This window comes from Kitasatospora indigofera, assembly GCF_014655955.1.
Lineage (GTDB): Bacteria > Actinomycetota > Actinomycetes > Streptomycetales > Streptomycetaceae > Kitasatospora > Kitasatospora indigofera.
Map to the genome: position 1 here is coordinate 232,589 of NZ_BNBO01000005.1, position 23,153 is coordinate 255,741.

At 73.9% G+C, this 23,153-nt stretch carries 17 protein-coding genes; 4 read left to right on the forward strand and 13 right to left on the reverse strand.

Annotated features, from left to right (window positions below):
• Window positions 1–83: 83 nt before the first annotated feature.
• Entirely contained in the window at window positions 84–2,648 is a 2,565-nt protein-coding gene (pepN, locus tag IE329_RS07690; protein WP_190210048.1) for an aminopeptidase N, read from the forward strand.
• 79 nt (window positions 2,649–2,727) lie between these two features.
• Here the strand turns inward: pepN and IE329_RS07695 are convergent, their stop codons facing one another.
• From IE329_RS07695 to IE329_RS07705, 4 genes are all read right to left on the reverse strand, one after another.
• Window positions 2,728–4,047, reverse strand: coding sequence for a glycoside hydrolase family 18 protein (locus IE329_RS07695; protein ID WP_190210049.1), 1,320 nt, complete (start codon window positions 4,045–4,047; stop codon window positions 2,728–2,730).
• 304 nt (window positions 4,048–4,351) lie between these two features.
• A complete protein-coding gene (acnA, locus tag IE329_RS07700; RefSeq protein ID WP_190210050.1) occupies window positions 4,352–6,997 on the reverse strand; it encodes an aconitate hydratase AcnA in 2,646 nt (881 codons plus the stop codon).
• A 512-nt stretch (window positions 6,998–7,509) separates the two neighbouring features.
• The gene (locus IE329_RS41425) at window positions 7,510–7,644 is read right to left on the reverse strand and encodes a hypothetical protein (protein ID WP_268257259.1); all 135 of its coding nucleotides are present in this window, start codon (window positions 7,642–7,644) and stop codon (window positions 7,510–7,512) included.
• Entirely contained in the window at window positions 7,631–8,608 is a 978-nt protein-coding gene (locus IE329_RS07705; protein WP_190210051.1) for a hypothetical protein, read from the reverse strand. The genes IE329_RS41425 and IE329_RS07705 overlap by 14 nt, the downstream gene beginning before the upstream one ends.
• A gap of 61 nt (window positions 8,609–8,669) precedes the next feature.
• On the opposite strand from IE329_RS07705, the gene IE329_RS07710 reads away from it, so the two are divergent.
• Together IE329_RS07710 and IE329_RS07715 are read left to right on the forward strand one after the other, a co-directional pair.
• Window positions 8,670–9,023 carry a hypothetical protein gene (locus IE329_RS07710; RefSeq protein ID WP_190210052.1) on the forward strand — a complete coding sequence of 118 codons (354 nt, stop codon included), beginning with the start codon at window positions 8,670–8,672 and terminating at the stop codon, window positions 9,021–9,023.
• A gap of 129 nt (window positions 9,024–9,152) precedes the next feature.
• On the forward strand, window positions 9,153–9,560 hold the full coding sequence (locus IE329_RS07715; protein WP_190210053.1) for a type II toxin-antitoxin system VapC family toxin: 408 nt from the start codon (window positions 9,153–9,155) through the stop codon (window positions 9,558–9,560).
• A gap of 158 nt (window positions 9,561–9,718) precedes the next feature.
• On the opposite strand, the gene argF is transcribed toward IE329_RS07715, so the two are convergent.
• The 3 genes from argF to IE329_RS07730 all read right to left on the reverse strand — a co-directional run bounded on the left by argF (window position 9,719) and on the right by IE329_RS07730 (window position 15,298).
• A complete protein-coding gene (argF, locus tag IE329_RS07720) occupies window positions 9,719–10,720 on the reverse strand; it encodes an ornithine carbamoyltransferase (RefSeq protein WP_190210054.1) in 1,002 nt (333 codons plus the stop codon).
• 247 nt (window positions 10,721–10,967) lie between these two features.
• Window positions 10,968–13,619 carry a polynucleotide kinase-phosphatase gene (locus tag IE329_RS07725; RefSeq protein ID WP_190210055.1) on the reverse strand — a complete coding sequence of 884 codons (2,652 nt, stop codon included), beginning with the start codon at window positions 13,617–13,619 and terminating at the stop codon, window positions 10,968–10,970.
• Window positions 13,616–15,298: a 3' terminal RNA ribose 2'-O-methyltransferase Hen1 gene (locus IE329_RS07730; protein ID WP_190210056.1), complete on the reverse strand. Its 1,683-nt coding sequence runs from the start codon at window positions 15,296–15,298 to the stop codon at window positions 13,616–13,618. Before IE329_RS07730 ends, IE329_RS07725 begins: the two co-directional genes overlap by 4 nt.
• Window positions 15,299–15,407: 109 nt before the next feature.
• Between IE329_RS07730 and dapD the strand changes: the two genes are divergently transcribed.
• Entirely contained in the window at window positions 15,408–16,397 is a 990-nt protein-coding gene (gene dapD, locus IE329_RS07735) for a 2,3,4,5-tetrahydropyridine-2,6-dicarboxylate N-succinyltransferase (protein ID WP_229927242.1), read from the forward strand.
• A gap of 428 nt (window positions 16,398–16,825) precedes the next feature.
• Here the strand turns inward: dapD and IE329_RS07740 are convergent, their stop codons facing one another.
• The 6 genes from IE329_RS07740 to IE329_RS07765 all read right to left on the reverse strand — a co-directional run bounded on the left by IE329_RS07740 (window position 16,826) and on the right by IE329_RS07765 (window position 23,019).
• Window positions 16,826–17,983, reverse strand: a complete 1,158-nt coding sequence (locus IE329_RS07740) for a DUF6099 family protein (RefSeq protein ID WP_190210058.1) — start codon at window positions 17,981–17,983, stop codon at window positions 16,826–16,828.
• Between the two features lie 165 nt (window positions 17,984–18,148).
• Window positions 18,149–18,523 (reverse strand): nucleotide pyrophosphohydrolase, encoded by a 375-nt coding sequence (locus tag IE329_RS07745; protein ID WP_229927243.1) that lies wholly within the window; start codon window positions 18,521–18,523, stop codon window positions 18,149–18,151.
• Window positions 18,520–19,947, reverse strand: a complete 1,428-nt coding sequence (locus IE329_RS07750; protein ID WP_190210059.1) for an AAA family ATPase — start codon at window positions 19,945–19,947, stop codon at window positions 18,520–18,522. Before IE329_RS07750 ends, IE329_RS07745 begins: the two co-directional genes overlap by 4 nt.
• 270 nt (window positions 19,948–20,217) lie before the next feature.
• Entirely contained in the window at window positions 20,218–21,045 is an 828-nt protein-coding gene (locus IE329_RS07755) for a putative RNA methyltransferase (RefSeq protein WP_190210060.1), read from the reverse strand.
• Window positions 21,046–21,142: 97 nt separating this feature from the next.
• Window positions 21,143–22,021 carry an ATP-grasp domain-containing protein gene (locus IE329_RS07760; protein ID WP_190210061.1) on the reverse strand — a complete coding sequence of 293 codons (879 nt, stop codon included), beginning with the start codon at window positions 22,019–22,021 and terminating at the stop codon, window positions 21,143–21,145.
• Window positions 22,018–23,019, reverse strand: coding sequence for an ATP-grasp domain-containing protein (locus IE329_RS07765; RefSeq protein ID WP_190210062.1), 1,002 nt, complete (start codon window positions 23,017–23,019; stop codon window positions 22,018–22,020). Before IE329_RS07765 ends, IE329_RS07760 begins: the two co-directional genes overlap by 4 nt.
• Window positions 23,020–23,153 lie beyond the last annotated feature (134 nt).

Below are 23,153 nucleotides of genomic sequence, written 5' to 3' on the forward strand. Positions count from 1 at the left end.
GCCCGGGAAAGCGCCGGCCGCCGACCAGCGGCCCGCGGACCGCAGAACGCACCACCGTGCGAGCCGGACAAAGGAGTACCGCCGTGCCGGGCAAGAACCTGAGCCGTGAGGAAGCCCAGCAGCGGGCCGGCATCCTGGAGGTGGACGGCTACCGGGTGCACCTGGACGTGACCTCGGCCACCGACCCCGCGGCCGGCACCTTCCGCTCCAGCACCACCGTCCGCTTCCGCTGCTCGGAGCCGGGCGCCGGCACCTTCGTGGACCTGCTGGCGCCCGCCGTGCGCTCGGTCCGCCTCAACGGCCGCGAGCTGGCCCCGGCCGAGGTCTTCGACGGCGCCCGGATCACGCTGGACGGCCTGGCCGCGGAGAACGTCCTGGAGGTGGAGGCGGACTGCGCGTACAGCCGCACCGGCGAGGGGCTGCACCGGTTCACCGACCCCGCGGACGGCGAGACCTACCTCTACACCCACTACGAGCCGGCCGACGCCCGCCGGGTCTTCGCCGACTTCGAACAGCCCGACCTGAAGGCGCCGTTCACCTTCTCGGTGACCGCGCCCACCGCCTGGGACGTCTGGTCGAACGCCGTCCACGAGAACGTCAAGGACGAAGGCGCCGCCCGCACCTGGGAGTTCGCGCCGACCCGGCCGATCTCGACCTACCTCACCGCCGTGGTGGCCGGCCCGTACCACGTCGAGCGCGACCACTACAGCCGCGAACTGCCCGACGGCAGCACCCTGGAGATCCCGCTCTCGGCGCTCTGCCGCCGGTCGCTGGCCCCCTACTTCGACGCGGACGAGATCCTCGGCGTCACCAAGCAGGGCCTGGACTACTTCCACCAGGAGTTCGACTACCCGTACCCGTTCGGCAAGTACGACCAGGCCTTCGTCCCCGAGTACAACATCGGCGCGATGGAGAACCCCGGCTGCGTGACCTTCCGCGAGGAGTTCATCTTCCGCTCGAAGGTCACCGAGGCCGCCTACGAGGGCCGGGCCAACGTCGTCCTGCACGAGATGGCGCACATGTGGTTCGGCGACCTGGTCACCATGCGCTGGTGGGACGACCTGTGGCTGAAGGAGTCCTTCGCCGACTTCATGGGCTCGTACGCGCTGCTGGCCGCCGGCACCAAGTACCGCTCGGCCTGGATCACCTTCGCCAACCAGCGCAAGGCCTGGGCCTACCGGCAGGACCAGTTCCCGACCACCCACCCGATCACCGCCGACATCCGGGACCTGGAGGACGCCAAGCTCAACTTCGACGGCATCACCTACGCCAAGGGCGCCGCGGTGCTCAAGCAGCTGGTGGCGTACGTCGGGCGGGACGCCTTCTTCGAGGGCGCCCGGCGCTACTTCAAGCAGCACGCGTACGGCAACACCGTCCTGGACGACCTGCTCGGCGCGCTGGAGGGGACCAGCGGGCGCGACCTCACCTCCTGGGCCCGCGCCTGGCTGCAGACCGCCGGCGTCAACGCGCTCACCCCGCAGCTCACCGTCGACGCGGAGGGCCGGATCACCGAACTCGCCGTCCTCCAGGACGGCGAGCCGCAGCGCCCGCACCGGGTCGCGGTCGGCTGCTACGACCGGGACGCCGACGGGGCCCTGGTGCGCACCGACCGGATCGAGCTGGACGTCACCGGCGCCCGCACCGTCGTCGCCGAACTCGCCGGGCGGCCCCGGCCGGCCCTGGTGCTGCTCAACGACGACGACCTCACCTACTGCAAGATCCGCTTCGACGCGGAGTCGCTGGAGACCCTGCGCACCGGGCTCGGCGACATCACCGACGGCCTCGCCCGGGCCCTCGCCTGGTCGGCGGTCTGGAACCTCACCCGGGACGGCCTGATGCCGGCCCGCGACTACGTGGCGCTGGTGCTGCGGTTCGCCGGGCAGGAGTCCAACATCGGCGTCCTGCAGTCCCTGCACCAGCAGGTCAAGGGCGCGGTCGACCTCTACGCCGACCCGGCCTGGCGGGCCGAGGGCGGCCGGCTGCTCGCCGAGGGCGCGCTGCGCGAGCTGCGCGCCGCCGCGCCCGGCGGCGACCACCAGCTGGCCTGGGCACGCTTCCTGGCCCAGACCGCGAGCGGCTCCGAGCACCTGCGGCTGGTCCGCGGCCTGCTGGCCGGCAGCGCCCGGATCGACGGCCTGACCGTCGACCAGGAGCTGCGCTGGTCGTTCTGGCTGGCGCTCGCCGCGGCCGGCGACGCGACCGAGGAGGAGCTGGCCGGCGAACTCGCCGCCGACAACACCGCCGGCGGCCGGCGGCAGTACACCCAGTGCCTGGCCGCCCGCCCCACCGCCGAGGCCAAGGCCGCCGCCTGGTCGGCCGTGATCGACTCGGACGAGCTGCCCAACGCCCTGGTGGAGGCGCAGATCGCGGGCTTCGCCCCGGCCGGGCAGCGCGAGCTCACCGCCCCGTACGCCGAGCGGTACTTCGGGGTGCTGGAGCGGATCTGGGCGGAGCGCACCATCGAGATCGCGATGCGGGTCGTCGGCGGCTTCTTCCCCCGGCTGCAGATCAGCACGCGGACGCTGGCCGCCGCCGACGCCTGGCTGACCGGCCACCCGGACGCGGCGCCCGCGCTGCGCCGGCTCGTCCTGGAGTGCCGGGACGACCTGGCCCGGGCGCTGCGGGCCCAGGCCTGCGACCGCGTCTGAGCACGGAGCACGGCGGGGGCCGCCCGGAGTGGGACCTTCTCCCCACTCCGGACGGCCCCCGCGTCGTCCCGCGGCCTTCTCAGCGGCCCTGCAGGCCCTTGTCGAGCGCCTTCACCAGCGAGCCCTGGGCGTCGTCGTTGTCGAGCGCCCAGGCCATCACGCCGGCCAGGTCGTTCCAGCGCGAGTACTCCGCCTTGCGGGTGAGCAGCTCGGGGGTGTCGAAGGACCAGAACTCGGTGCCGTCGTACTTCCAGGTCGCCCCGTGCTGGCGGTCGTAACTGACCTTGCCGGGCAGGTCCTTGATCTGGTTGTAGGGCAGGCTGCCGCCCCGGGCCAGGCCGGCCGCCGGCTGGAAGAGGCCGTTGCGGGTGCCGGCCGGCACGCCCGTCCAGCCGTAGCCGTAGAACGGCACGCCGAGCACGGCCTTGTCGGCCGGGAGGCCGTTGTCCAGGTAGTGCTGGACCACCCGGTCGACGCTGTAGAACTTGTTGTCGGTGGCCGGGTCGGCCTTGTCCGCGTACAGGTTCGCGTTGTGGTTGGTCGGCCCCAGGGTGTCCCAGCTGCCGTGCAGGTCGTAGGTCATCAGGTTGAGCCAGTCCACCGACTTGGCGACCTTGCGCAGCTCCAGCTGGTCGGCGCGGCCCTCGTTGGAGGCGACGGCGGCGGTCAGCAGGTAGTGCGGGCCCTTGCGGCCGCTCAGCGCGTCCAGCTGCTTGCGGAACTCCTGCATCAGCAGGGTGTAGTTGCGCCCGTCCTCCGGACGCACGATGTTGCCGGCGTCACCGCCGCCGCCCGGGTACTCCCAGTCGATGTCGATGCCGTCGAAGGTGCCCGCGCCGGCGCCGGCCCCGCCCTCGGCCGAGCCGAGCTGCGGCAGGTTGCCCTTGATGTACAGGTCGATGCAGGAGGCGACGAACTTCTTGCGCGAGGCGTCGGTGAGCGCGGCGTCCGAGAAGTACTTCGACCAGCTCCAACCACCCAGCGAGATGACCGACTTGAGCTGGGGGTTCTTGGCCTTGAGCTTGCGCAGCTGGTTGAAGTTGCCCTTGAGGGGCTGCTCGGCGGTGTCGGCGACGCCGTCCACCGACTCCTCGGCGCCGACCGGGCGCTGGTAGTCGGCCCAGGCGTCACCGACGCCGGCCGCGTTCGCCTCGAAGCAGGTGCCGTCCGAGGAGACGTTGCCGAAGGCGTAGTTGATGACGGTGAGCTTCCCGGCCTGGCCGGAGTCCTGCACCTTCTTGGCGGAGAAGCCGCTGTAGATGCCCCACTGGGTGAAGTAGCCGACGCGCTGGCCCTTCAGGCGGGGGGCGTGGTGGTCGTCGTGGGCCTGGGCGGCGGGAGCCGCCGCCAGGGTCGCCACCGTGAGGGCGGCGAGGAGGGCGGCCGTGCGGCTGGGCATGCGCATACGAGAAGACCCCGTGGCTCTCTCTGAGTCAGCACTTAATGGTCTGGACCAAGCTGAAACAGAGGTTTAGTCCACTCGGACCCTTCCGCACAAGGGGTAGCGGCCGACGGATTCGGCCGGGCACGCCTCCAACACCCCTCCCGGACGCGGTTCCTGACACCGTCCCGGCCCGGACGGGCCCCGTCCCGGCAGGAGTTCGCCGCGGGCCCCGGCAGGAGTTCCGCACGGGGCCCGGCACGACGAAGGCCGGGCCGCACCCCCGTGGGGATGCGGCCCGGCCCGGTGCCTACGGCGTCGGTCAGCCGATCAGGCTGCGCAGCACGTACTGCAGGATGCCGCCGTTGCGGTAGTAGTCCGCCTCGCCGGGGGTGTCGATGCGCACGACCGCGTCGAAGCTGACGTCACCCGCGGTGACCTTGACTGTCTTCGGGGTGCGGCCCTCGTTGAGCTCGGTCACGCCGGTGAAGGAGAAGGTCTCCTCGCCGGTCAGGCCCAGCGACTCGGCGGTCTGGCCGGCCGGGTACTGCAGCGGCAGGACGCCCATGCCGATCAGGTTCGAGCGGTGGATGCGCTCGTAGGACTCGGCGATGACGGCCTTGACGCCGAGCAGCGCGGTGCCCTTGGCGGCCCAGTCGCGGGACGAGCCGGAGCCGTACTCCTTGCCCGCCAGCACGACCAGCGGGATGCCGGCGGCCTGGTAGTTCTGCGAGGCGTCGTAGATGAACGACACCGGCGCGTCCGCCTGGGTGAAGTCGCGGGTGTAGCCGCCCTCGGTGCCCTCGGCGATCTGGTTGCGCAGGCGGATGTTCGCGAAGGTGCCGCGGATCATCACCTCGTGGTTGCCACGACGCGAGCCGTACGAGTTGAAGTCGCGCTTCTCCACGCCGTTCTCGGTCAGGTACTGCGCGGCCGGGGTGCCCGGCTTGATGTTGCCGGCCGGGGAGATGTGGTCGGTGGTGACCGAGTCGCCCAGCTTGGCCAGCACGCGGGCGCCGGCGATGTCGCTCACCGGGCTCGGGGTCTTGGCCATGCCCTCGAAGTAGGGGGGCTTGCGGACGTAGGTCGACTCGGCGTCCCACTCGAAGGTGTTGCCGGTCGGCACGGGGAGCGACTGCCAGCGGTGGTCACCGGCGAAGACGTCCTGGTAGCCCTTGTCGAACATGGCCTCGTCGATCGAGCCGGCCACCGTGTCGGCGACCTCCTTCTCGGTCGGCCAGATGTCGGCGAGGAAGACGTCGTTGCCGTCGGCGTCCTGGCCCAGGGCGTCCTTGGTGATGTCGACGTTCATGTTGCCGGCCAGGGCGTAGGCGACCACCAGCGGCGGCGAGGCCAGGTAGTTCATCTTGACGTCCGGGTTGATCCGGCCCTCGAAGTTGCGGTTGCCGGAGAGCACCGAGACGACCGCGAGGTCCGACTCGTTGACGGCGGCCGAGACCTCCTCGGGCAGCGGGCCCGAGTTGCCGATGCAGGTGACGCAGCCGTAGCCGACCAGGTTGAAGCCCAGCTTCTCCATGTACGGGAGCAGGCCGGCCTTCTCGTAGTAGTCCATGACGACCTTGGACCCGGGGGCCAGGGTGGTCTTGACCCACGGCTTGACGTGCAGGCCCTTCTCCACGGCCTTCTTCGCCAGCAGGGCCGCGCCCAGCATGACGGAGGGGTTGGAGGTGTTGGTGCAGGAGGTGATCGAGGCGATCACGACCGCGCCGTTGTCGATCTCGTACGACGTGCCGTCGGGGGAGGTGACGGTGGTCGGCTTCGAGGCCTCGGAGGAGTACGTCGGCAGCGCCTCGGCGAACTTCTCGGCGGCCTCGGCCAGGATCACGCGGTCCTGCGGGCGCTTCGGGCCGGAGATCGACGGGACGACGGTGGAGACGTCCAGCTCCAGGTACTCGGAGTAGACCGGCTCGACCGACGGGTCGTGCCAGAGGCCCTGCTCCTTGGCGTACGCCTCGACCAGCGCGAGCTGCTGCGCGTCGCGGCCGGTGAGCTTGAGGTAGCTGATGGTCTCGGCGTCGATCGGGAAGATCGCACAGGTCGAGCCGAACTCCGGCGACATGTTGCCGATGGTGGCGCGGTTCGCCAGCGGGATCGCGGTGACGCCCTCGCCGTAGAACTCGACGAACTTGCCGACCACACCGTGCTTGCGCAGCATCTCGGTGATGGTGAGCACCAGGTCGGTGGCGGTGGTGCCGGCCGGGAGCTGGCCGTTGAGCTTGAAGCCGACCACGCGCGGGATCAGCATGGAGACCGGCTGGCCGAGCATCGCGGCCTCGGCCTCGATGCCGCCGACGCCCCAGCCCAGCACGCCCAGGCCGTTGACCATGGTGGTGTGCGAGTCGGTGCCGACGCAGGTGTCGGGGTACGCCTGGCCGCCGCGGACCATGACGGTACGGGCCAGGTGCTCGATGTTGACCTGGTGGACGATGCCGGTGCCCGGGGGGACGACCTTGAACTCGTCGAACGCGGTCTGGCCCCAGCGCAGGAACTGGTAGCGCTCCTTGTTGCGGCCGTACTCGATCTCGACGTTCTGGGTGAAGGCGTCCTTGGTGCCGAACTTGTCGGCGATGACGGAGTGGTCGATGACCAGCTCGGCCGGGGCCAGCGGGTTGATCTTCGCCGGGTCGCCGCCCAGCTCCTTGACGGCCTCACGCATGGTGGCGAGGTCGACGACGCAGGGCACGCCGGTGAAGTCCTGCATGATCACGCGGGCGGGCGTGAACTGGATCTCCTCGCTCGGCTCCGCCGTGGCGTCCCAGTTGCCCAGGGCGCGGATGTGGTCGGCGGTGATGTTCGCGCCGTCCTCGGTGCGGAGCAGGTTCTCCAGCAGCACCTTGAGGCTGTAGGGCAGCCGCTCGGAGCCCTCGACGGCGGAGAGCTTGAAGATCTCGTACGACTCGTCGCCCACCTGCAGCGAGCTGCGGGCGTCGAAGCTGTTCGCGGACACGACTGACTCCTTTTAGGTGCTTCGTGCGGTGCCCGGCCTCTCGATGGTAAGGTCTGCCTAACTTAGGTCTACCTAACCCGGATCGCCGGTGAGCGCCTCTCGGCAAGTATCTTGATGTCGAGATAAATAGTAGTGGGCAGTTATCTCGATGTCGAGATAAACCATAGTGCATGTCTCGCGCAAGCACGCGCCCGGCATGCCCGTGTGCCGCCCTGCCGGATTCGGCCCGCAGGACGTGGCGCCAGCAGCCGCCCCGCCCGCCCGGCGCGCAGCCGCCCCACCCGCCCAGGCTCCCGCGGGGACACGAACGGCGAGGAAGCGGCGGGTGGCCGCAGGTGGCCCGGCGCGCCGCGAACCAGGGCACCGGACGGCACGGGCGCCGGCCGGTCCGGAACCGGACGGCAGGGCACCGGACGGCAGGGACGGGTGACGGTGCCCGACGGCGGGGCGGGTACGCCCCCGGCAGCGCCGGCGCATCCCCGGCAGGGGCGCTCGGTCCTGTGGCGGGGCGGTCAGTCCCTGCGGCGGGAGCGGGCGATCCGGACCAGGAGCACCACCCCGACCAGCACGGCGACGGCCACCACGATCAGGGCGACCAGCAGCCCCGCCGACTCGTCGGGTTCAGGGGCGATGTCAGCGAGACGCACGGGGTTTCCTCCCGGTGGGGTCGATGCCCAGGACGAGCACGAGCAGGACGGGGAATTCGAGGTAGGCGTGGTAGCTCGCCAACGCCGCGTACAGGGCCTTTCCCTGGGCGTAGTCGCTGGCGAACAGCACGGCCAGGGCCGCACCGGCCGCCAGCCCGAGCGCCCAGGCCCGGCGGCCGCGCAGGCCCGGGGCGCGGCGCTCGAAGGCGGCGCTCGCCTCCGGGGCGTAGCGCGGCAGGAACCACACCCAGACCACGTAGTGCATGGTCTGCAGGAAGGCGAAGACCGCGACGAAGCGCAGCCCGGCCGAGCCGTCCAGCCAGCCGGGCGGGGTGTACGAGACGGCCAGCCGGTCGGCCGTGGCGGTGGCCGGCGCCGCCCAGCCGTCCAGCGTCCCGCCGAGCAGCAGGGCCGGGACGACCAGCACCCAGCCGCACTGCACCGCCATGAAGGCGGCCCGTCCGCGCGGCAGACCGCGCGACCACTCCAGCAGGAAGAGCAGCGGCACCAGGTTGTGCAGATGGGTCAGCACCACGAAGTGGTAGCCCGGAAAGCTCAGCGAGGCGGTGGCCGCGAGCAGCAGGAGCGCCGCCGAGGCCGCCAGCAGCCACGGGCGCCGGCGCAGCGCGTGCAGGCAGGCCGCCGCCAGCAGCCCGTACACCAGCAGGATCTCGGCGGCGCGGGAGGCGGTCGAGACCGGGAGCAGCCGGCACAGCACGATGCCGGTGATCAGTGCCACCAGCAGCTTCAGGAACGGCCCGGCCAGCACGCTCTCGAAGCGCCCGGTGACGTAGCGCAGTTCGAGGACGTTGTGCAGGATGCCGAAGAGCGCGAGACCGAGGACGGCCGTGCCGGCCGGCGCCCGCAGCGCCGCGGCCAGCGCCAGGGCGGTGGCCGCGAGGAAACCCGCCAGCGGCGCCGCGCCGAGGCCGCGCGCCGGGGCGGCGAGTGCCGCAGTGGCCATCCTGGTCCCTCCCTGTTCCCCCGCGTTCCACCGCCGGCCCGCACCTGGCACGATCACGCCCGTGCCGTATCTCCTCGCGTTCGCGCTCACCCTGCTGGTCGAGGTGCCGCTGTACGTCGGGGCGCTCGCCCTCGACGGCACCGGGCGGGCCCGGGCCACGGCGGTGGCCGTGGCGGTCAACTGTGCGACGCACCCGGCGCTCTGGTGGTTCCTCGGCCGCTTCACCGGTGCGACCGCCGCAGCGTACTGGACCGCCCTCACCCTCGCGGAGCTGGCCGTCGTCGCCGTGGAGGCGGCCCTGCTCGCGCCGCTGGCCGGCTGCCGCGGACCGCTGCCGTACGCGGCCTCGTTCACCGCCAACGCGGCCTCGGTGCTGGCGGGCATGCTGGTGGCCCGGGGCCTGGCGGCCGGCTGACGGCTCACGGCTCACGGCTCACGGCTCACGGCTCACGGCAGCTAGCGTGGGCGGGACGGGCCCCGGGTCGGGTCCCGACCGTGACAGGCCGCCGAAGAGACGGACTGACCGACAGGCCGGAGGCCGTGAATGATCGTGGTGGACGCTTCCGCACTGGTGCTGGCCCTGGCGGACGAGGGCGAGCGCGGCGACCGCGCCCGCGCGCTGCTCGCGGCCGGCGGCGAGTGGGTGGCCCCGGAGCATCTGCTGATCGAGGTGATGCAGTCCCTGCGGGGTCTGTACCTGGCGAAGGAGCTGACGGCCGGACGGGTCGCCGAACTGGCCGCGGAGTTGCCCGGGCTCACGGTCCGCACGGTGCAGGTCGCGCCGCTGCTGGGGCGGATCTGGGAGCTGAAGGACAACCTGACGCCGGACGACGCCGCGTACGTGGCCGTGGCGGAGCGGTACGGGGCGCCGCTGGTGACGGCCGACCTGCGGCTGATGCGGGCCAGCGGACCGCGCTGCGAGATCCAGGGGATCGTCCGCGGCCAGGACTGACACCGCCGAGCCGCGCCGAACCTCGCGGACAGCGCCGGGTGGGCGCGGTGGACCAGAACCGGGACCGGGACCGGGACCAGGACCAGGACCAGGACCAGGGGACCGGACCGGACCGCCGGCCTCCGTGACGGTCCGGCGTGGGGGCGGCCCGGCGCCGGTCAGGCGCCGAGGGTCGCGACCAGGACGGCCTTGATGGTGTGCAGCCGGTTCTCCGCCTGGTCGAAGACCACCGAGTGCGACGACTCGAAGAGCTCGTCGGTGCACTCCAGCTCGGTCATCCCGGTGGCCTCGAACATCTGCCGGCCGAGGGCCGTGCCGAGGTCGTGGAAGGCCGGCAGGCAGTGCAGGAACTTCACGGCCGGGTTCCCGGTGGCCCGGACGGTGTCCATCGAGACCTGGTACGGCTTGAGCAGTTCGATCCGCTCGGCCCAGACCTCCTTCGGCTCCCCCATCGAGACCCAGACGTCGGTGTAGAGGAAGTCGGCGCCGGCCACGCCCTCGGCGACGTCCTCGGTCAGGGTGATCCGCGCGCCGGTGTCCTCGGCGAGCGCGCGCGCCGCCTTCCGGACGTCCTCGGCCGGCCAGAGTTCCCGGGGAGCGACGATCCGGATGTCCATGCCGAGCAGGGCACCCGTGACGAGCAGCGAGTTGCCCATGTTGGAGCGGGCGTCGCCGAGGTAGGCGAGGGCGGTCTCGGCGAAGGGCTTCGTCGAGTGCTCCTGGACGGTCAGGACGTCGGCCAGCATCTGGGTCGGGTGCCACTCGTCGGTGAGGCCGTTCCAGACCGGGACGTTCGCGTGGGCGGCGAGTTCCTCGACGATCTCCTGGCCGTGCCCCCGGTACTCGATGCCGTCGAACATCCGGCCGAGCACCCGGGCGGTGTCCTTGATCGACTCCTTGTGGCCGATCTGCGAGCCGGAGGGGTCGAGGTAGGTGGTGCTGGCGCCCTGGTCGTGGGCGGCGACCTCGAAGGCGCAGCGGGTCCGGGTGGAGGTCTTCTCGAAGATCAGCGCGATGTTCTTGCCGCGCAGCCGGGGCTGCTCGGCACCGGCGTACTTCGCGGCCTTGAGCTGGGCCGCGAGGTCCACCAGGAAGCGGAACTCCTGGGGAGTGAAGTCGAGCTCCTTGAGGAAGTGCCTGTTCCGGAGGTTGAACGCCATGCCGGGCTCCTGAGTGGGTGACGCGGACCGTGAAGCGGCAATTATATACGACACTTCGAATTTCTATGCAGAAAGGGGGAGGGACCTGCCGGAGGCCTGGTGGGGCGACCGGCGGAGCGGCCGCCGTGCCCGCGGAGCCGCGTCCGGGCTCCTCCCGCCGGACCGGCCCCGCCCCCGGCCGGGGAACGGGCCGGCGGCTGCCCGGCGGCGCGCTCGCGCACTCCGCCGGGCGCCTCGCCCGTGCCGTCTACAGCCTGGGGTCGACCGGCTCGGACTCCAGGGCCAGGACGGCGAACACCGGCTCGTGCACCCGCCAGAGCGGCTCGCCGGCCGCCAGGCGGTCCAGCGCCTCCAGGCCGAGGGCGTACTCGCGCAGCGCGAGGGAGCGCTTGTGGCCGAGGAACCGCTGGCGCAGCTGGTCCAGGTACTCGGTGTAGTCGGGGCCGTAGATGATCCGCAGGTACTCCCGGCCGCGCACCTTCACCCCCGGCTGGAGCAGGGCGCCCTGGCGTCCCTCCCCCGCCCGGCCCCGGGCCGTCGAGGAGAGCGGCTTGACCACCATGCCCTCGCCGCCCGCACCGGTCAGCTCCTCCCACCAGGCGATGCCCGCCTCGACCGAGCGTTCGTCCGAGGTGTCGACCAGCAGCCGGCCGGTGCCCCGTAGCAGCGGGGCCTCGTGGTCGTCCGCCGCGACCATCCGGTCGATCCAGCCGAGGTGCTCGTCGTGCGGCCGCACGGCGAGGTTGGCTCCCTCGGCGGCCAGCACCTGGAAGGGCGCCAGACGGATGCCCGCGAGGCCTTCGGTCGGCCAGCAGTAGCGCCGGTACGCCGCGACGAAGGCCTCGGCGTCGGCGGCCCGCCGGCGCTGGCGCTCGGTCAGCTCGCCGAGGTCGAGCCCCCGGCCCGCGGCCTGCTCCAGCGCCGCCAGCACCGTGGGCAGGGCCGCCCCGGCCGCCGCGCCGACGGCCGCGTACTGCCGGCGCAGCAGCTCCAGGGCCTTCAGCGACCACGGCATCAGTTCGGCGTCCAGCAGCAGCCAGCCCGTCCCCAGTTCGTCGAAGAGCCCGGCCTTCTCGGCGGCTGCACGGACCCGGTCCAGCACGGCGCCGGTGACCGCGTCGTCGCTGAGGAAGGCCCGGCCGGTCCGGGTCCAGATCGCGCCCGGGCCGGCGATGCCGAACCGCTGCTCCAGCGCGGTGTCGTCCCTGGCCACCAGGACGACCGCCCGGGAGCCCATGTGCTTCTCCTCGCAGATGACGTGCTGGACGCCGTCGGCGCGGTAGGAGGAGAAGGCCTCCTCCGGGTGTTCGAGGTAACCGGGGCGGCGCGAGGTGGCGCTCGGTGCCATGGTCGGCGGCAGGTAGGCGAGCAGTCGCGGGTCGAGGGCGAAGCGGCTCATCACCTCCAGCGCGGCCGCGGCGTTCTCCTCCCGGACGGTGATCCGGCCGTGCAGCGACGTCTCCACGGTGCGGCGCCCGGCCACGTCGGCGAGGTCCAGCGGCCGGCCCTCGTGGGGCTCGGGGGCGGCCGCGGTCATCGGGCGCACGGGTGCGTACCACTCCTGCTCCGCCTCGACGCTGACCAGCTCGCGCTCCGGGTAGCGCAGCGCGGTGAGGCTGCCGCCGAAGACGCAGCCGGTGTCCAGGCAGATGGTGTTGTTGACGAAGCCCGGCACCTGGACGGGCGTGTGGCCGTAGACCACCAGCGCCTTGCCCCGGTACTCCTCCGCCCACGGGTAGCGGACCGGCAGGCCGTACTCGTCGGTCTCCCCGGTGGTGTCGCCGTACAGGGCGTGCGAGCGGACCCGGCCGGAGGTGCGGTCGTGGTACTTCTCCGGCAGACCGGCGTGGCAGACCACCAGCCGGCCGCCGTCCAGCAGGTAGTGGCTGACCAGGTCACGCATGAACGCCCGGACCTGCAGGCGGAACTCCTCCGGCTCGGCGGCCAGCTGGTCCAGCGACTCCTGCAGGCCGTGCGAGACGGTGACGTTGCGGCCGTCCATGGCGCGGCCGAGCTTGTTCTCGTGATTGCCGGGCACGCAGACGGCGTGGCCGGCGCCGACCATGCCCATCACCAGGCGCAGCACGCCGGGGGTGTCCGGACCACGGTCGACCAGGTCGCCGACGAACACGGCAGTCCGGCCCCCGGGGTGCGCGGCGTCGACCGGCCGGCCCTCGGCGTCGCGGCCGATCTCGTACCCGAGGCGGGTGAGCAGGGTCTCCAGCTCGGCGCGGCAGCCGTGGACGTCCCCCACGATGTCGAACGGGCCGGTGAGGTGGCGCAGGTCGTTGTAGCGCTTCTCGGTGACGATCTCGGCGGCGTCGACCTCGGCCTCGCCGCGCAGGATGTGCACCTTGCGGAAGCCCTCGCGCTCCAGGCCGCGCAGCGAGCGGCGCAGCTCGCGGTTCTGGCGCGGGACGACGTGCGGGGGCAGCTGCCGGTCCGGGCGGGTCCTGTTCCGCTCGGCGCAGACGCCCGGCGGGACGTCCAGGACGATCGCGATCGGCAGCACGTCGTGGTCCCGGGCGATCCTGATCAGCTGCTTGCGGGCCTCGGGCTGGACGTTGGTGGCGTCCACGACGGTCAGCCGACCGCCGGCCAGCCGCTTGCCGACGATGTGGTGGAGCAGCTCGAAGGCCTCGGCGGAGGCCGACTGGTCGTTCTCGTCGTCGGCGATCAGGCCTCGGCAGAAGTCCGAGGAGACCACCTGGGTGGGCAGGAAGTGCTTGCGGGCGAAGCTGGACTTCCCGGCGCCGCTGGTGCCGACGAGGACGACGAGGGAGAGGTCCGTGACCGGGAGGATCCGCGGCGCGGCCGGGGCCGTCGGCGGGGTCGCCGGCGGGCTGGAGGTGTCAGGGGCGGCGTCGGTCGGCCCGGTGGGGCGGTTGGCGTCGGTCATCGGGTGTCGCCCCCTTCGGGGGTGGTCGTGTCAGGGGTGGTCGTGTCAGGGGTGGTGACGGCGGCCGTGGTGGCGGCGCCCGTGGTGGCGGAGGTGCCGGCCGGAGCGGGAGCGGTCCCGGCGGCGGCCGGGGTGCCGAGACGGAACAGGGCCAGCTGGGTCGGGGCGCCGACCTCCGGGTCCTGGGGCCCGACCGGCCGGATGACAACCGTGTAGCCGTAGGCCGCGGCGGCCCGCTCGGCCCAGGCCCGGAACTGCGCGCGGTCCCACTCGAAGCGGTGGTCGGCGTGCCGGACGTGCCCGGCCGGGAGGCTCTCCCAGCGGACGTTGTACTCGGCGTTGGGCGTGGTGACGACGACCGCCGAGGGCCGGGCCACCCCCAGCACGGCCTGTTCGAGGGCGGGCAGCCGGGGCAGGTCCAGGTGCTCGATCACCTCCGAGAGGACGGCGGCGTCGTAGCCCTTGAGGCGCGCGTCGGTGTAGGTCAGGGCGCCCTGGACGAGGCTGACCCGGGCCGCCTGACGCTCGGACATCCGCTCCAGGCGCAGCTTGCGGGCGGCCGTGGACAGCGCCCGGGAGGACACGTCCACGCCCAGCACCTCGGTGATCCGGGCGTCCTTGAGCAGCGCGGCGATCAGCTCGCCCTGCCCGCAGCCGAGGTCGGCCACCCGGGCCGCCCCCACCTCGCGCAGGGCGTCCAGGATCGCCGCGCGGCGCTGCTCGGCCAAGGAAGGCGGCTTCGCCGCCGCGGCAGCGTCCGGCTCCGGGACGGAACCGCTCGTGGCCCCGGCCACGGCGGGCTGCCCGGCCGGCCCGCCGGGGGCGGGCCCGGTGGCGTAGGCCGTCTCCCCCGAGTCGTCGACGGCGTTGTCGAACTCCTCGGCCTCCCGGTCGTCGGCCTCCGCCAGCCGGGCGAGCTCCAGCCGCTGCATGGCCCTGCGGGTCAGCGACCAGCGGCGGGCCAGATAGCGGCCGGCGATCAGGGCCCGCTCGGGGTGGTCCGCGAGCCAGCCCTCGCCGGCGGCGAGCAGCTTGTCGACCTCGTCGGGCGCCACCCAGTAGTGCTTGGCACCGTCGAGCACCGGCAGCAGGACGTAGAGCTGCTGGAGCGCGTCGGCCAGGCGCAGCGTCCCCGAAAGACCCACCCGGAGGTAGCGCGACTCCCCCCACTCGGGGAAGGTCTCGTCGAGCGGCACGGGCGCCGCCTCCACCTGCCAGCCGAGGGGCTCGAAGAGCCGGGCCACCATCGCCGCGCCGCCGCCCTCGCCGGAGCCGTTCGCGGGCACGGCGGGCAGCACGATCCGCAGCGGCCGGGTCTCGTCCGCGAGCCCGGGCCGGTTCTCGCAGACACCCTTCATGGCGGTGCGGAACACGGTGCGCAGCGCCACCGCGAGCAGGGACGAGGCGGCGTAGGGGCGGTCGTTCACGTACTGGGCGAGGGCGAAGTCGGGCGAGCCGCCCCGGCCCTTGCCCATGCCCCGCCGGACCAGCGCGACGGGGTCGATGTCCAGCAGCAGCGCCGCTGTACAGACCGCGTCGGTCGCCTCCGGGTAGAAGACATGCGCCTCGCCGTGGGAGGTCGCGAAGCGCTGCACCTTGCCGGGGTGCTTGTGCAGCAGGAAACCCAGGTCGGTGGCGGGGCGCTCGGCCGTGCCGGTGGTGGAGATCGAGATGAACACCCGCCCGAGTATTGCCGAGGCCGGTCGGCGGGGGCATGGGGTTTTGTGGTGGTGTCCGTCCGGTGAGCGCGTTCGGCGGCCCGGGCCGGAATTGGTTAACGTGCACCGTGTGACTGCTGAATCCACCTCCCTCGCAAGCGGGGCCGTCGCCGCCGGTCTGGCGACCATCGCCGCCGACGGCACCGTCCTCGACACCTGGTTCCCCGCCCCCGAGCTCACCGCCGAGCCCGGCCCGGCCGGCACCGTCCGACTGACCGCCGAGCAGGCCGAGGCCGAACTCGGCCCGGGCGCCGTCGACGCACTGCGCAGCGACGCGCGCCGTGGCGTCGAGGTGATCGCGGTGCGCACCACCATCGCCTCGCTGGACGAGAAGCCGGCCGACGCGCACGACGCCTACCTGCGGCTGCACCTGCTGAGCCACCGTCTGGTCAAGCCGCACGGCCAGAACCTGGAGGGCGTCTTCGGGCTGCTCGCCAACGTCGCGTGGACCAGCATCGGCCCGGTGCCGGTGGACAACGTCGAGCAGGCGCGCCTCGCGGTCCGCGCCCAGGGCGGCCAGCTGGCCGTCTACGGGATCGACAAGTTCCCCCGGATGACCGACTACGTCGCCCCGTCCGGTGTCCGGATCGCGCACGCCGACCGCGTCCGCCTCGGCGCCCACCTCGCGGTCGGCACCACCGTGATGCACGAGGGCTTCGTCAACTTCAACGCCGGCACCCTGGGCACCTCCATGGTCGAGGGCCGGATCAGCGCGGGTGTCGTGGTCGGCGACCACAGCGACATCGGCGGCGGCGCCTCGATCATGGGGACGCTCTCGGGCGGCGGCAAGCAGACCGTGTCGGTCGGCGAGCGCTGCCTGCTGGGCGCGAACGCGGGCATCGGCATCTCGCTCGGCAACGACTGTGTGGTGGAGGCCGGCCTGTACGTCACGGCCGGCACCCGGGTGGCGCTGCCGGACGGCAAGGTCGCCAAGGCGGTGGAGGTGTCCGGACAGGACAACCTGCTGTTCCGCCGCAACTCGCAGACCGGCGCGGTCGAGGTGATCGCCCGGTCCGGCTCCTGGGGCGGTCTGAACGCGGAGCTGCACGCTCACAACTGACCTCCTTCACTGGTTGTCCGCCGCCGGCCGGGCCGGCGGCACCGGGCTCCCGGCGCCGTCCGCACGGACGGTGGCGGGAGCCCGTCGCTTTGCGGTGGCGGGCGGGGGCGCGCCGCGTGGGACGCGGCGGGGCGGCGGTGGGCCGGGACGGGACGGGTGCGGCGGTGGGCCGGGACGGGACGGGTGCGGCGGTGGGCCGGGACGGCAGGGCGCCCGTGGGCGCCCGCCCTAGCCGAGCCGGGTGGCCGCCCGCAAGCCGGGCTCACCCGTGGGACGTACCCGGGCGGGCTGTTGGACCGCATCGGGTGGTCCGAGGTGACCGGCCACCGACAGCGGTCGTTGGGAACGGCGGGGCCCTGCCCCGGTGGCGCCGGACGGCGCTGCCCCTGCTGCGCGGCGTCCGACGGGCAGCACCCCCGTCCGTCGCCTCACAGCACGCCACCGATCCGAAGAGGTCCCCTCATGTCCGAGCACTGGTCCGAGGCACCCGCCGCACCGCACGACCCGAGCGCCACCGGCCTGGCGGCCGTGGCCGCCCCCGCCACCACCCCCAAGAGCCTGCTGGAGCAGATGCAGGAGCTGCTCGCCTCCGTGAACGCCGATCTGGCCGGGATGGGCGCCGCCCTGCAGTCCTCGGGCACCCGGCCGGCCGCCGCCGAACCCGCCGGACCGGCACTGGGCCCCGAGTCCGCCGGGGGCCGGTAGCCCCTGGCCCCGGACGGCGGGGCCAGCGGGACGACCAGGACGGGCCCGGCTCCACCGGGCGTACCGCCACCCGCCCGACCGCCGCCGCCCCGGGCCGCGGCCCGGGAGCCGGCCTGCTCGCGGAGCCGGTCGGGGGCGCGGCCGCAGGCCCCGGTGCGGCCGGGCGCGGCCGAGCAGACCGTGTCGAGCGGATCCGGGACGCGGTCCCCGGCCCGCTCCCCCGACCGTTCGCCGACCCGCTCCCCCGTCCGCTCGCCGGACCGTTCACCGTCACCGGCCCGCCCGGCGGACTTCGTGCCGGTCCGGCCTCCGGGTACCGGCTCACGCCCGGGCCATGCTCCGGGCCCTGCCCCTGCCTCTGCCTCGACGCCTGCCTCTGCCCCTGTCCTGGCTCCCGCTCCGGGCTCCTCCCCGCCGGCGGAATCCAGCCCGCGGACCGCCCGGTGCAGTTCGGCCACCAGGTCCTTGCACTCGGACCCGGCGTCGACCCCGTCGATGCACGTCCAGTAGAGGCTCTCCGCGTCCGCGCCGCAGGCCAGGACGACCAGCGTCTCGGTGGCGTCGTGCAGGAGCCGGGCCAGCTCCTCCAGCAGCGGGTCGAGGTCCCCGAGGTCGGTCAGGCGGGAGGCCCGGCCACTGCTGCCGAAGTCCGCCGCCGCGGCGCTCTCGGGGGACGGCTCCAGGCAGCTCGCCACCTGGGCGCCCGCCTCGGACAGCAGTTGGCCGAGCGCCGCCACCTCACCGTCCCCGCGCTCGGCCAGCCGGCTGCCCACGGCCTCCGTGAGCAGGCCGGCCTGCCACGCCTCCAGCAGCACGTCCGGCACGTCCCTGGCCTCGGCCATGGCGTGCCTGGCCGTCTTGATCAGTCGCAGCGCGTCCATGAGTGGCCGCTCCCCTCGCTCGCTCCGTGCCGCCCTGGTCTCCCGGGACGGCGGGTCACGGCGAAAGCTTGCGGCGGGCGGGAGATCCGCGCAGCCACCCCCCTCGAAAGCTGTGGACAACCCCGGGGTTGTGGACAACCGGCCGCCCACCAATCAGCCGATCCTTCAATCGGACCTTCGAGGTCCGTCCGGTCGGCCGGGCGCCGGGAAGCGGAGTTCGTTCCGGTCGATCTTGGCCGCCAGCGCCGCCAGCGGGTCGACCCCGGTCACCGTGCAGAACTGCAGCAGGTAGGCCAGCACGTCGGCGACCTCGTCCCGGACGCGATGCGCGGTGTCCGGGTCGGTCATGACGGCTGCCGACTGGTCCGGTGTCAGCCACTGGAAGATCTCCAGCAGTTCCCCGGCCTCCACGCTCAGCGCGGCGGCCAGGTTCTTCGGCGTGTGGAAGGGCTCCCAGTCGCGCGCGGCGGCGAACCGCGACAGCCGCTGCCGCAGGCCGTCCAGGGAGTTGTCGTCGGGTACTGCGCTCGGCTCGGTCACCTGCCCAGGTCTACCGCACCCGTGCCGGCCACCGTGGCCGCGCCCTCCCCCGGCCGCTCACCGTCCTCCGGCCCGCGCGCGAACTGGGCGGGCACCCGGGCCGATTCGGGCCGCAGCACGCTGTGGCCGGTGGCCGGGTCCCGGCGGCACTCGACCAGGTCGGGCCCGGCCGGTCCGCCCGCCTCGCCCAGCGCCTCCCGGGCCGCCGCCGGGTCCTGCAGCGCGGCCAGCAGCCGCACGTCGCGGCGCCCGCACACCTCCCGGGCCAGCCGCAGCAGCGAGGCGGTCTGCTCACCGCCGAGCCCGGCGCCGAGGTCCTCCGCGAGCACGGTCAGCTGCCGGTGCGCCGGGGGCACCTCGGCGGCCGGGTCGACGTCGAGCACGCCGGCGCCGGTGAGCAGGACGGCGGCGAAGGCGAGGTGGCGCAGCATGCCGTCCGAGGCCTGGTCCGCACCGGTCCGGCCGAGCACGCCCTCGTCGAAGACGGCGAGCACCCGTTCCTCCGCCCCGGTGCCGCGCCGGGCGACGTCGAGACCGAGCAGCGGGTGCGGGGCGGCGGACTGGACGACCTTGAGCAGGTGCCCGTACCGACGGCCGCACTCGTTCTTGAGACGGCCGAGCAGGGCCGAGATGTTGGCCGCCGTGCCGAGCAGCCGGGCCTGCGGGTCGGCCGGGGTCCAGTCGCGCATCAGGGCGGGGACGGGGTGCAGCGGGAACACCTCGCGCAGCGCGGTGAGCAGGTGCTCGCTCGCGGCCAGCACCTTGCGTTCGCCCGGTGAGGAGCCGGCCACCCGGAGCGGGAGCTGGCTGGTGATCAGGCTGGCGCTGGGGAAGGGCGCGCGGATGTCGCCCTGCCGGGTGTCGTTGTGCCAGGTCACGTTGATCCGGCGGTTGCGGACGTCCTGCTCGCCGGTCTCCACCAGGACCTGCCCGTCGAGCGTCAGCCGCTCCCTGGCGATCCGGACCGGGCCGTCGGTGCGGACCACCACCTCCAGCCGGACGGGACCGGCCACGGAACGCACGGTGCAGCCCAGGATGACGGCGTTGCGCCCGTGCGGCACGCACCCGAGCAACCCGCCGCGCACCGGCGCCGCCAGCGGGCCGGCCGTCCCGGGCAGGCCGTCCAGGGAGTCGGCGATGTCCTCGCCGAGGGCCAGCCGGGAGAGCACCGCGAGGGCGTCCAGGGCGTTCGACTTGCCGACCCCGGACGGCCCGTACAGGACGGTGAGCGGGGACAGCCCGAGGGTGGCGCGCCGGTACGACTTGAACGAGGTGAGGCGCAGTTCCTCGACGGTGGGGCGCTCCGCGAAGCCGCCGGTGGCCGGGGCCGAACCGGCGGCGGCCCGGCCGGGGTGCGGCGGGAGGGAGCGGTGGGACGCCAGCGGAGGCAGGACGACCGGAGACCCGACGGCCGGCGGCGACACGACCGGAGACCCGGCAACCGGTGACGCGGCGGCCGGAGGCGATGCGGCACGAAGCGGTGCGGCCGGTGGCCGTGCGGCGGCCGTGCGCACGGCGGGCGGCGCCACGGCGGGCGGCGGGTCGTCGGCCGGGGGCGCGACGGGTGCGGTGGGCGCGACGGAAGTGGGCTGGACTGCTTCGCGGTTCACCCGGGGACCCTAGCCCCGGCCTCCTCGGCAGAAACGTGCCTGCTCAGGAGATTCATCCCAACGGGTCGGGCCCCGCGGACCGGGTCAGCGGTACGCGGCCACCGTCACCGAGGCGGTCACCTCGACCGGGTCGGGCAGCGCCGCCAGCCGGGCGTCCAGCTGCGCCGGGTCGGTGTGCCAGGCGCTCGGCCCCATCGCGACGACCGTCCGCACGTCGGCGGCGGAGAGCCGCATCGGGAACTCGACCTCCACCCGCCCGGCGGGCGCCAGGTACGGGCCGAGCTTCTCCTCGATCCGGCGCTGCTTGTCCTCGTCCACCGACAGCAGGCCCAGGGCGCCGACGAGTTCGCGCAGGTGACGGGAGGTCGGCGAGACCAGCAGCAGGGTGCCGCCGGGGCGCAGCGCGCGGCGGATCTCCGGGCCGTTGCGCGGCGCGAAGACGTTGAGCACCAGCCCGGCCGAGGCGTCCCGCAGGGGCAGCGGGCGCCAGGCGTCGCAGACCACCGCGCCGATCCGGGGGTGGGCGCGGGCGGCGCGGCGGAGGGCGAACTTGGAGATGTCGAGGGCGGCGCCGGGGTTGGCGGGCAGGGCGTCCAGGACGTGGGAGAGGTAGTAGCCGGTGCCCGCGCCCAGGTCGGCGACCAGCCCTTCGGGGGACGCGGCGACGGCGGCGTCGGTGAGCGCTTCGGCGATCGGCCGGTAGTGGCCGGCGGCGAGGAAGCCGGTGCGGGCGGACACCATGTCGGCGGTGTCACCGGTGCCGGTGTGGGCGTCGCCGGCCAGCAGGCTGACGTAGCCCTGTTTGGCGAGGTCGAAGCTGTGCCCGGCCGGGCAGCGCAGTGTGCGCCCGCCGAGGGCCAGCCCCTGTCCGCAGTGCGGGCAGGCCAGGTAGCGCTCGATGTCCTGCAGCAAGGTCCGTCTTCTCTCGCCCGTCGGCCGTCGGCCGAGGGTTCCGGCCGGCCGAGGGCTCAAGCCTAACGACTGCCCGCGGGCGTCCCGCTCCCGCGGGCTACGCGTCCGCCCGGGCCGGGGCCCCGGCGCGCGGCTGTCCGGGCAGGCCGGTGCCGGCCGTGCCACGGCTGGCCGGGCCCTCGGCGGCGGCCCGCAGGGCGAGCGCCGCGAGCGCCTCGGGAGCGCCGGCCTGGCCCCGGATGCCGGGGAAGGCATTGACGTCCACGATCAGCGGTTCGCCGGCGCCGTCGAGCAGGTCCACCCCGTACACGTCCAGGCCGAAGACCGCCCCGACCCGGCGGACCAGGTCGAGCCGGTCGGCGGGCAGGTCGGCGGGGGTGAGCGGCTGGGCGGGGCCGCGGTCGGCGGCGGCCAGCTCGGAGCGGCGGCGGGCGGCGAAGACCTGTCCGGCGATCACCCAGAGCTTCTGGTCCCAGCCGCTGTTGGCGGTGAAGGGCTGGACGACGACCGGCTCGTCCGGCCAGTCCCGGGCCAGCTGCTCCAGCCGGCCGAGGTCCTCGGCCTTGGCCACCAGGTCGTGGCGGCGGCTGTGCCGGCTCTTCACCACCAGCGGGAAGCCGGCCGCCGGGAGGCCGCCGGGGCCGGTCAGCTCGCCGATCGAGCCGGCGGTGCGGGTCACCGCGAAGGGCAGGCCGGCGGCCCGTGCCAGCTCGGCCATCCTGCTGCGGTCCTGGCAGAGTTCGGTGGCCGCCGCCGAGTTGATCACCGGGGCGCCACGGGCCTCCAGCCGGCGGGCCAGGGCGAGCGCCCGGGGTGTCCGTGCCTTCAGCAGGTAGACGTCGGCGAGCCGGTCCGGCCCGGCCGGGTCGGTGGCGCCGGGGTCGAGCGACTCGACCTGGTGCCGGGGTGTCAGCAGGGCGGTGGTGGCCGCCAGCAACGGGTGGCCGGGCTCCGGTGTGAGCAGGCAGATCCTCATGCTCCGCCGACCGGCGCCGCGGCCTGGGCGGCCACCCCCGTGCGCGCCGACGCGCCGGTGTGGGCACCGGCGTGCGCCGACGCCCCCGCCACGGTCGCCGTGACGTCCTCGGGGTGCGACGCCGGGTCGGCCTGTGCCGGGAGCTGGGCGGGCAGTCGGGCCGGGAGGCCGTCAGGCAGGTCGACGCCGCTCCCGCCGGCCAGTTGCAGGACGGCCCGGGCGACCCGGGACACCGCGTCCGGCACCTGCCGGAAGCTCGGGAAGTCGTTGATGTCGACGACCATCGGCCCGTCCGGCCCGAGCAGCACGTCGACGCCGTAGAGGTCGAGACCGAAGACGGTGCCGACCTCGGCGACTATCCGCTCCACCTCGCGGCCGAGCGGCACCTGGCGCTCCCGGACGGGCCGCCCGGGGTGCAGCGGCGAGGACCGCTCGGTCGCGTACAGCTCACCGCCGACGCAGTAGACCTTGAGGTCGGTGCCGGAGTTCGGCACGTACGGCTGGGCGATCAGCAGGCCCTCGCCGGCCAGCTCGGGCCCGAGTTCGGCCAGGTGACCGGGGGTCGGGACGAAGCGCACCGCGCGCCCGGAGCTGCCGTCCGCGGGCTTGACCACCAGCGGGAACTCGGACTCCGGGATCTCCGCCAGGCGCTCCCAGCGGGCGGCCGCGTACGTCACCGGGACGGGCAGGCCGCTGTTGCGGGCGATCACCGAGGCCAGCGCCTTGTCCCGGACGCCGCGGATCGAGCGGGCGTCGTTCACCGTGGTGAGGCCGACGGCCGCGGCGGCCTCCAGCAGGGTGAGTCCGGGCCCGCCGGATACCGTCTTGAGCACCCAGGCGTCATGACTGCCCGCCCGGACCGCCTCGGAGACCGCGAGCAGCGAGTTCCCGGGACGCAGCACATCCACCTGGTGACCCCAGGCGGTGAGCCGGCGGACGACGTCCAGCGGCATACCGTCGTGGCGGTAGTGCTCCTCCACCAGGAAGCAGAGTCTCATCGGTGTTCCCCGTTTTCCCCACCCGAACGTCCGCCGATCCGGTCCGGCGGAGTTGGTGACGCCCCAGGATGCCACGCGTCGTCAACGCAAGATCGCCCGGACTGTAAGCATTCGGCAACAGTAGGCCCGAAATG

Excerpts from the sequence above, each read along its gene's own strand:
- IE329_RS07760 (WP_190210061.1), bottom strand. The coding sequence starts at position 22,021 with ATGAGGATCTGCCTGCTCACACCGGAGCCCGGCCACCCGTTGCTGGCG.
- IE329_RS07695 (WP_190210049.1), bottom strand. The coding sequence starts at position 4,047 with ATGCCCAGCCGCACGGCCGCCCTCCTCGCCGCCCTCACGGTGGCGACC.
- IE329_RS07725 (WP_190210055.1), bottom strand. The coding sequence starts at position 13,619 with ATGACCGACGCCAACCGCCCCACCGGGCCGACCGACGCCGCCCCTGAC.
- IE329_RS07715 (WP_190210053.1), top strand. The coding sequence starts at position 9,153 with ATGATCGTGGTGGACGCTTCCGCACTGGTGCTGGCCCTGGCGGACGAG.
- IE329_RS07765 (WP_190210062.1), bottom strand. The coding sequence starts at position 23,019 with ATGAGACTCTGCTTCCTGGTGGAGGAGCACTACCGCCACGACGGTATG.
- argF (WP_190210054.1), bottom strand. The coding sequence starts at position 10,720 with ATGGCGTTCAACCTCCGGAACAGGCACTTCCTCAAGGAGCTCGACTTC.
- IE329_RS07740 (WP_190210058.1), bottom strand. The coding sequence starts at position 17,983 with ATGGACGCGCTGCGACTGATCAAGACGGCCAGGCACGCCATGGCCGAG.
- IE329_RS07705 (WP_190210051.1), bottom strand. The coding sequence starts at position 8,608 with ATGGCCACTGCGGCACTCGCCGCCCCGGCGCGCGGCCTCGGCGCGGCG.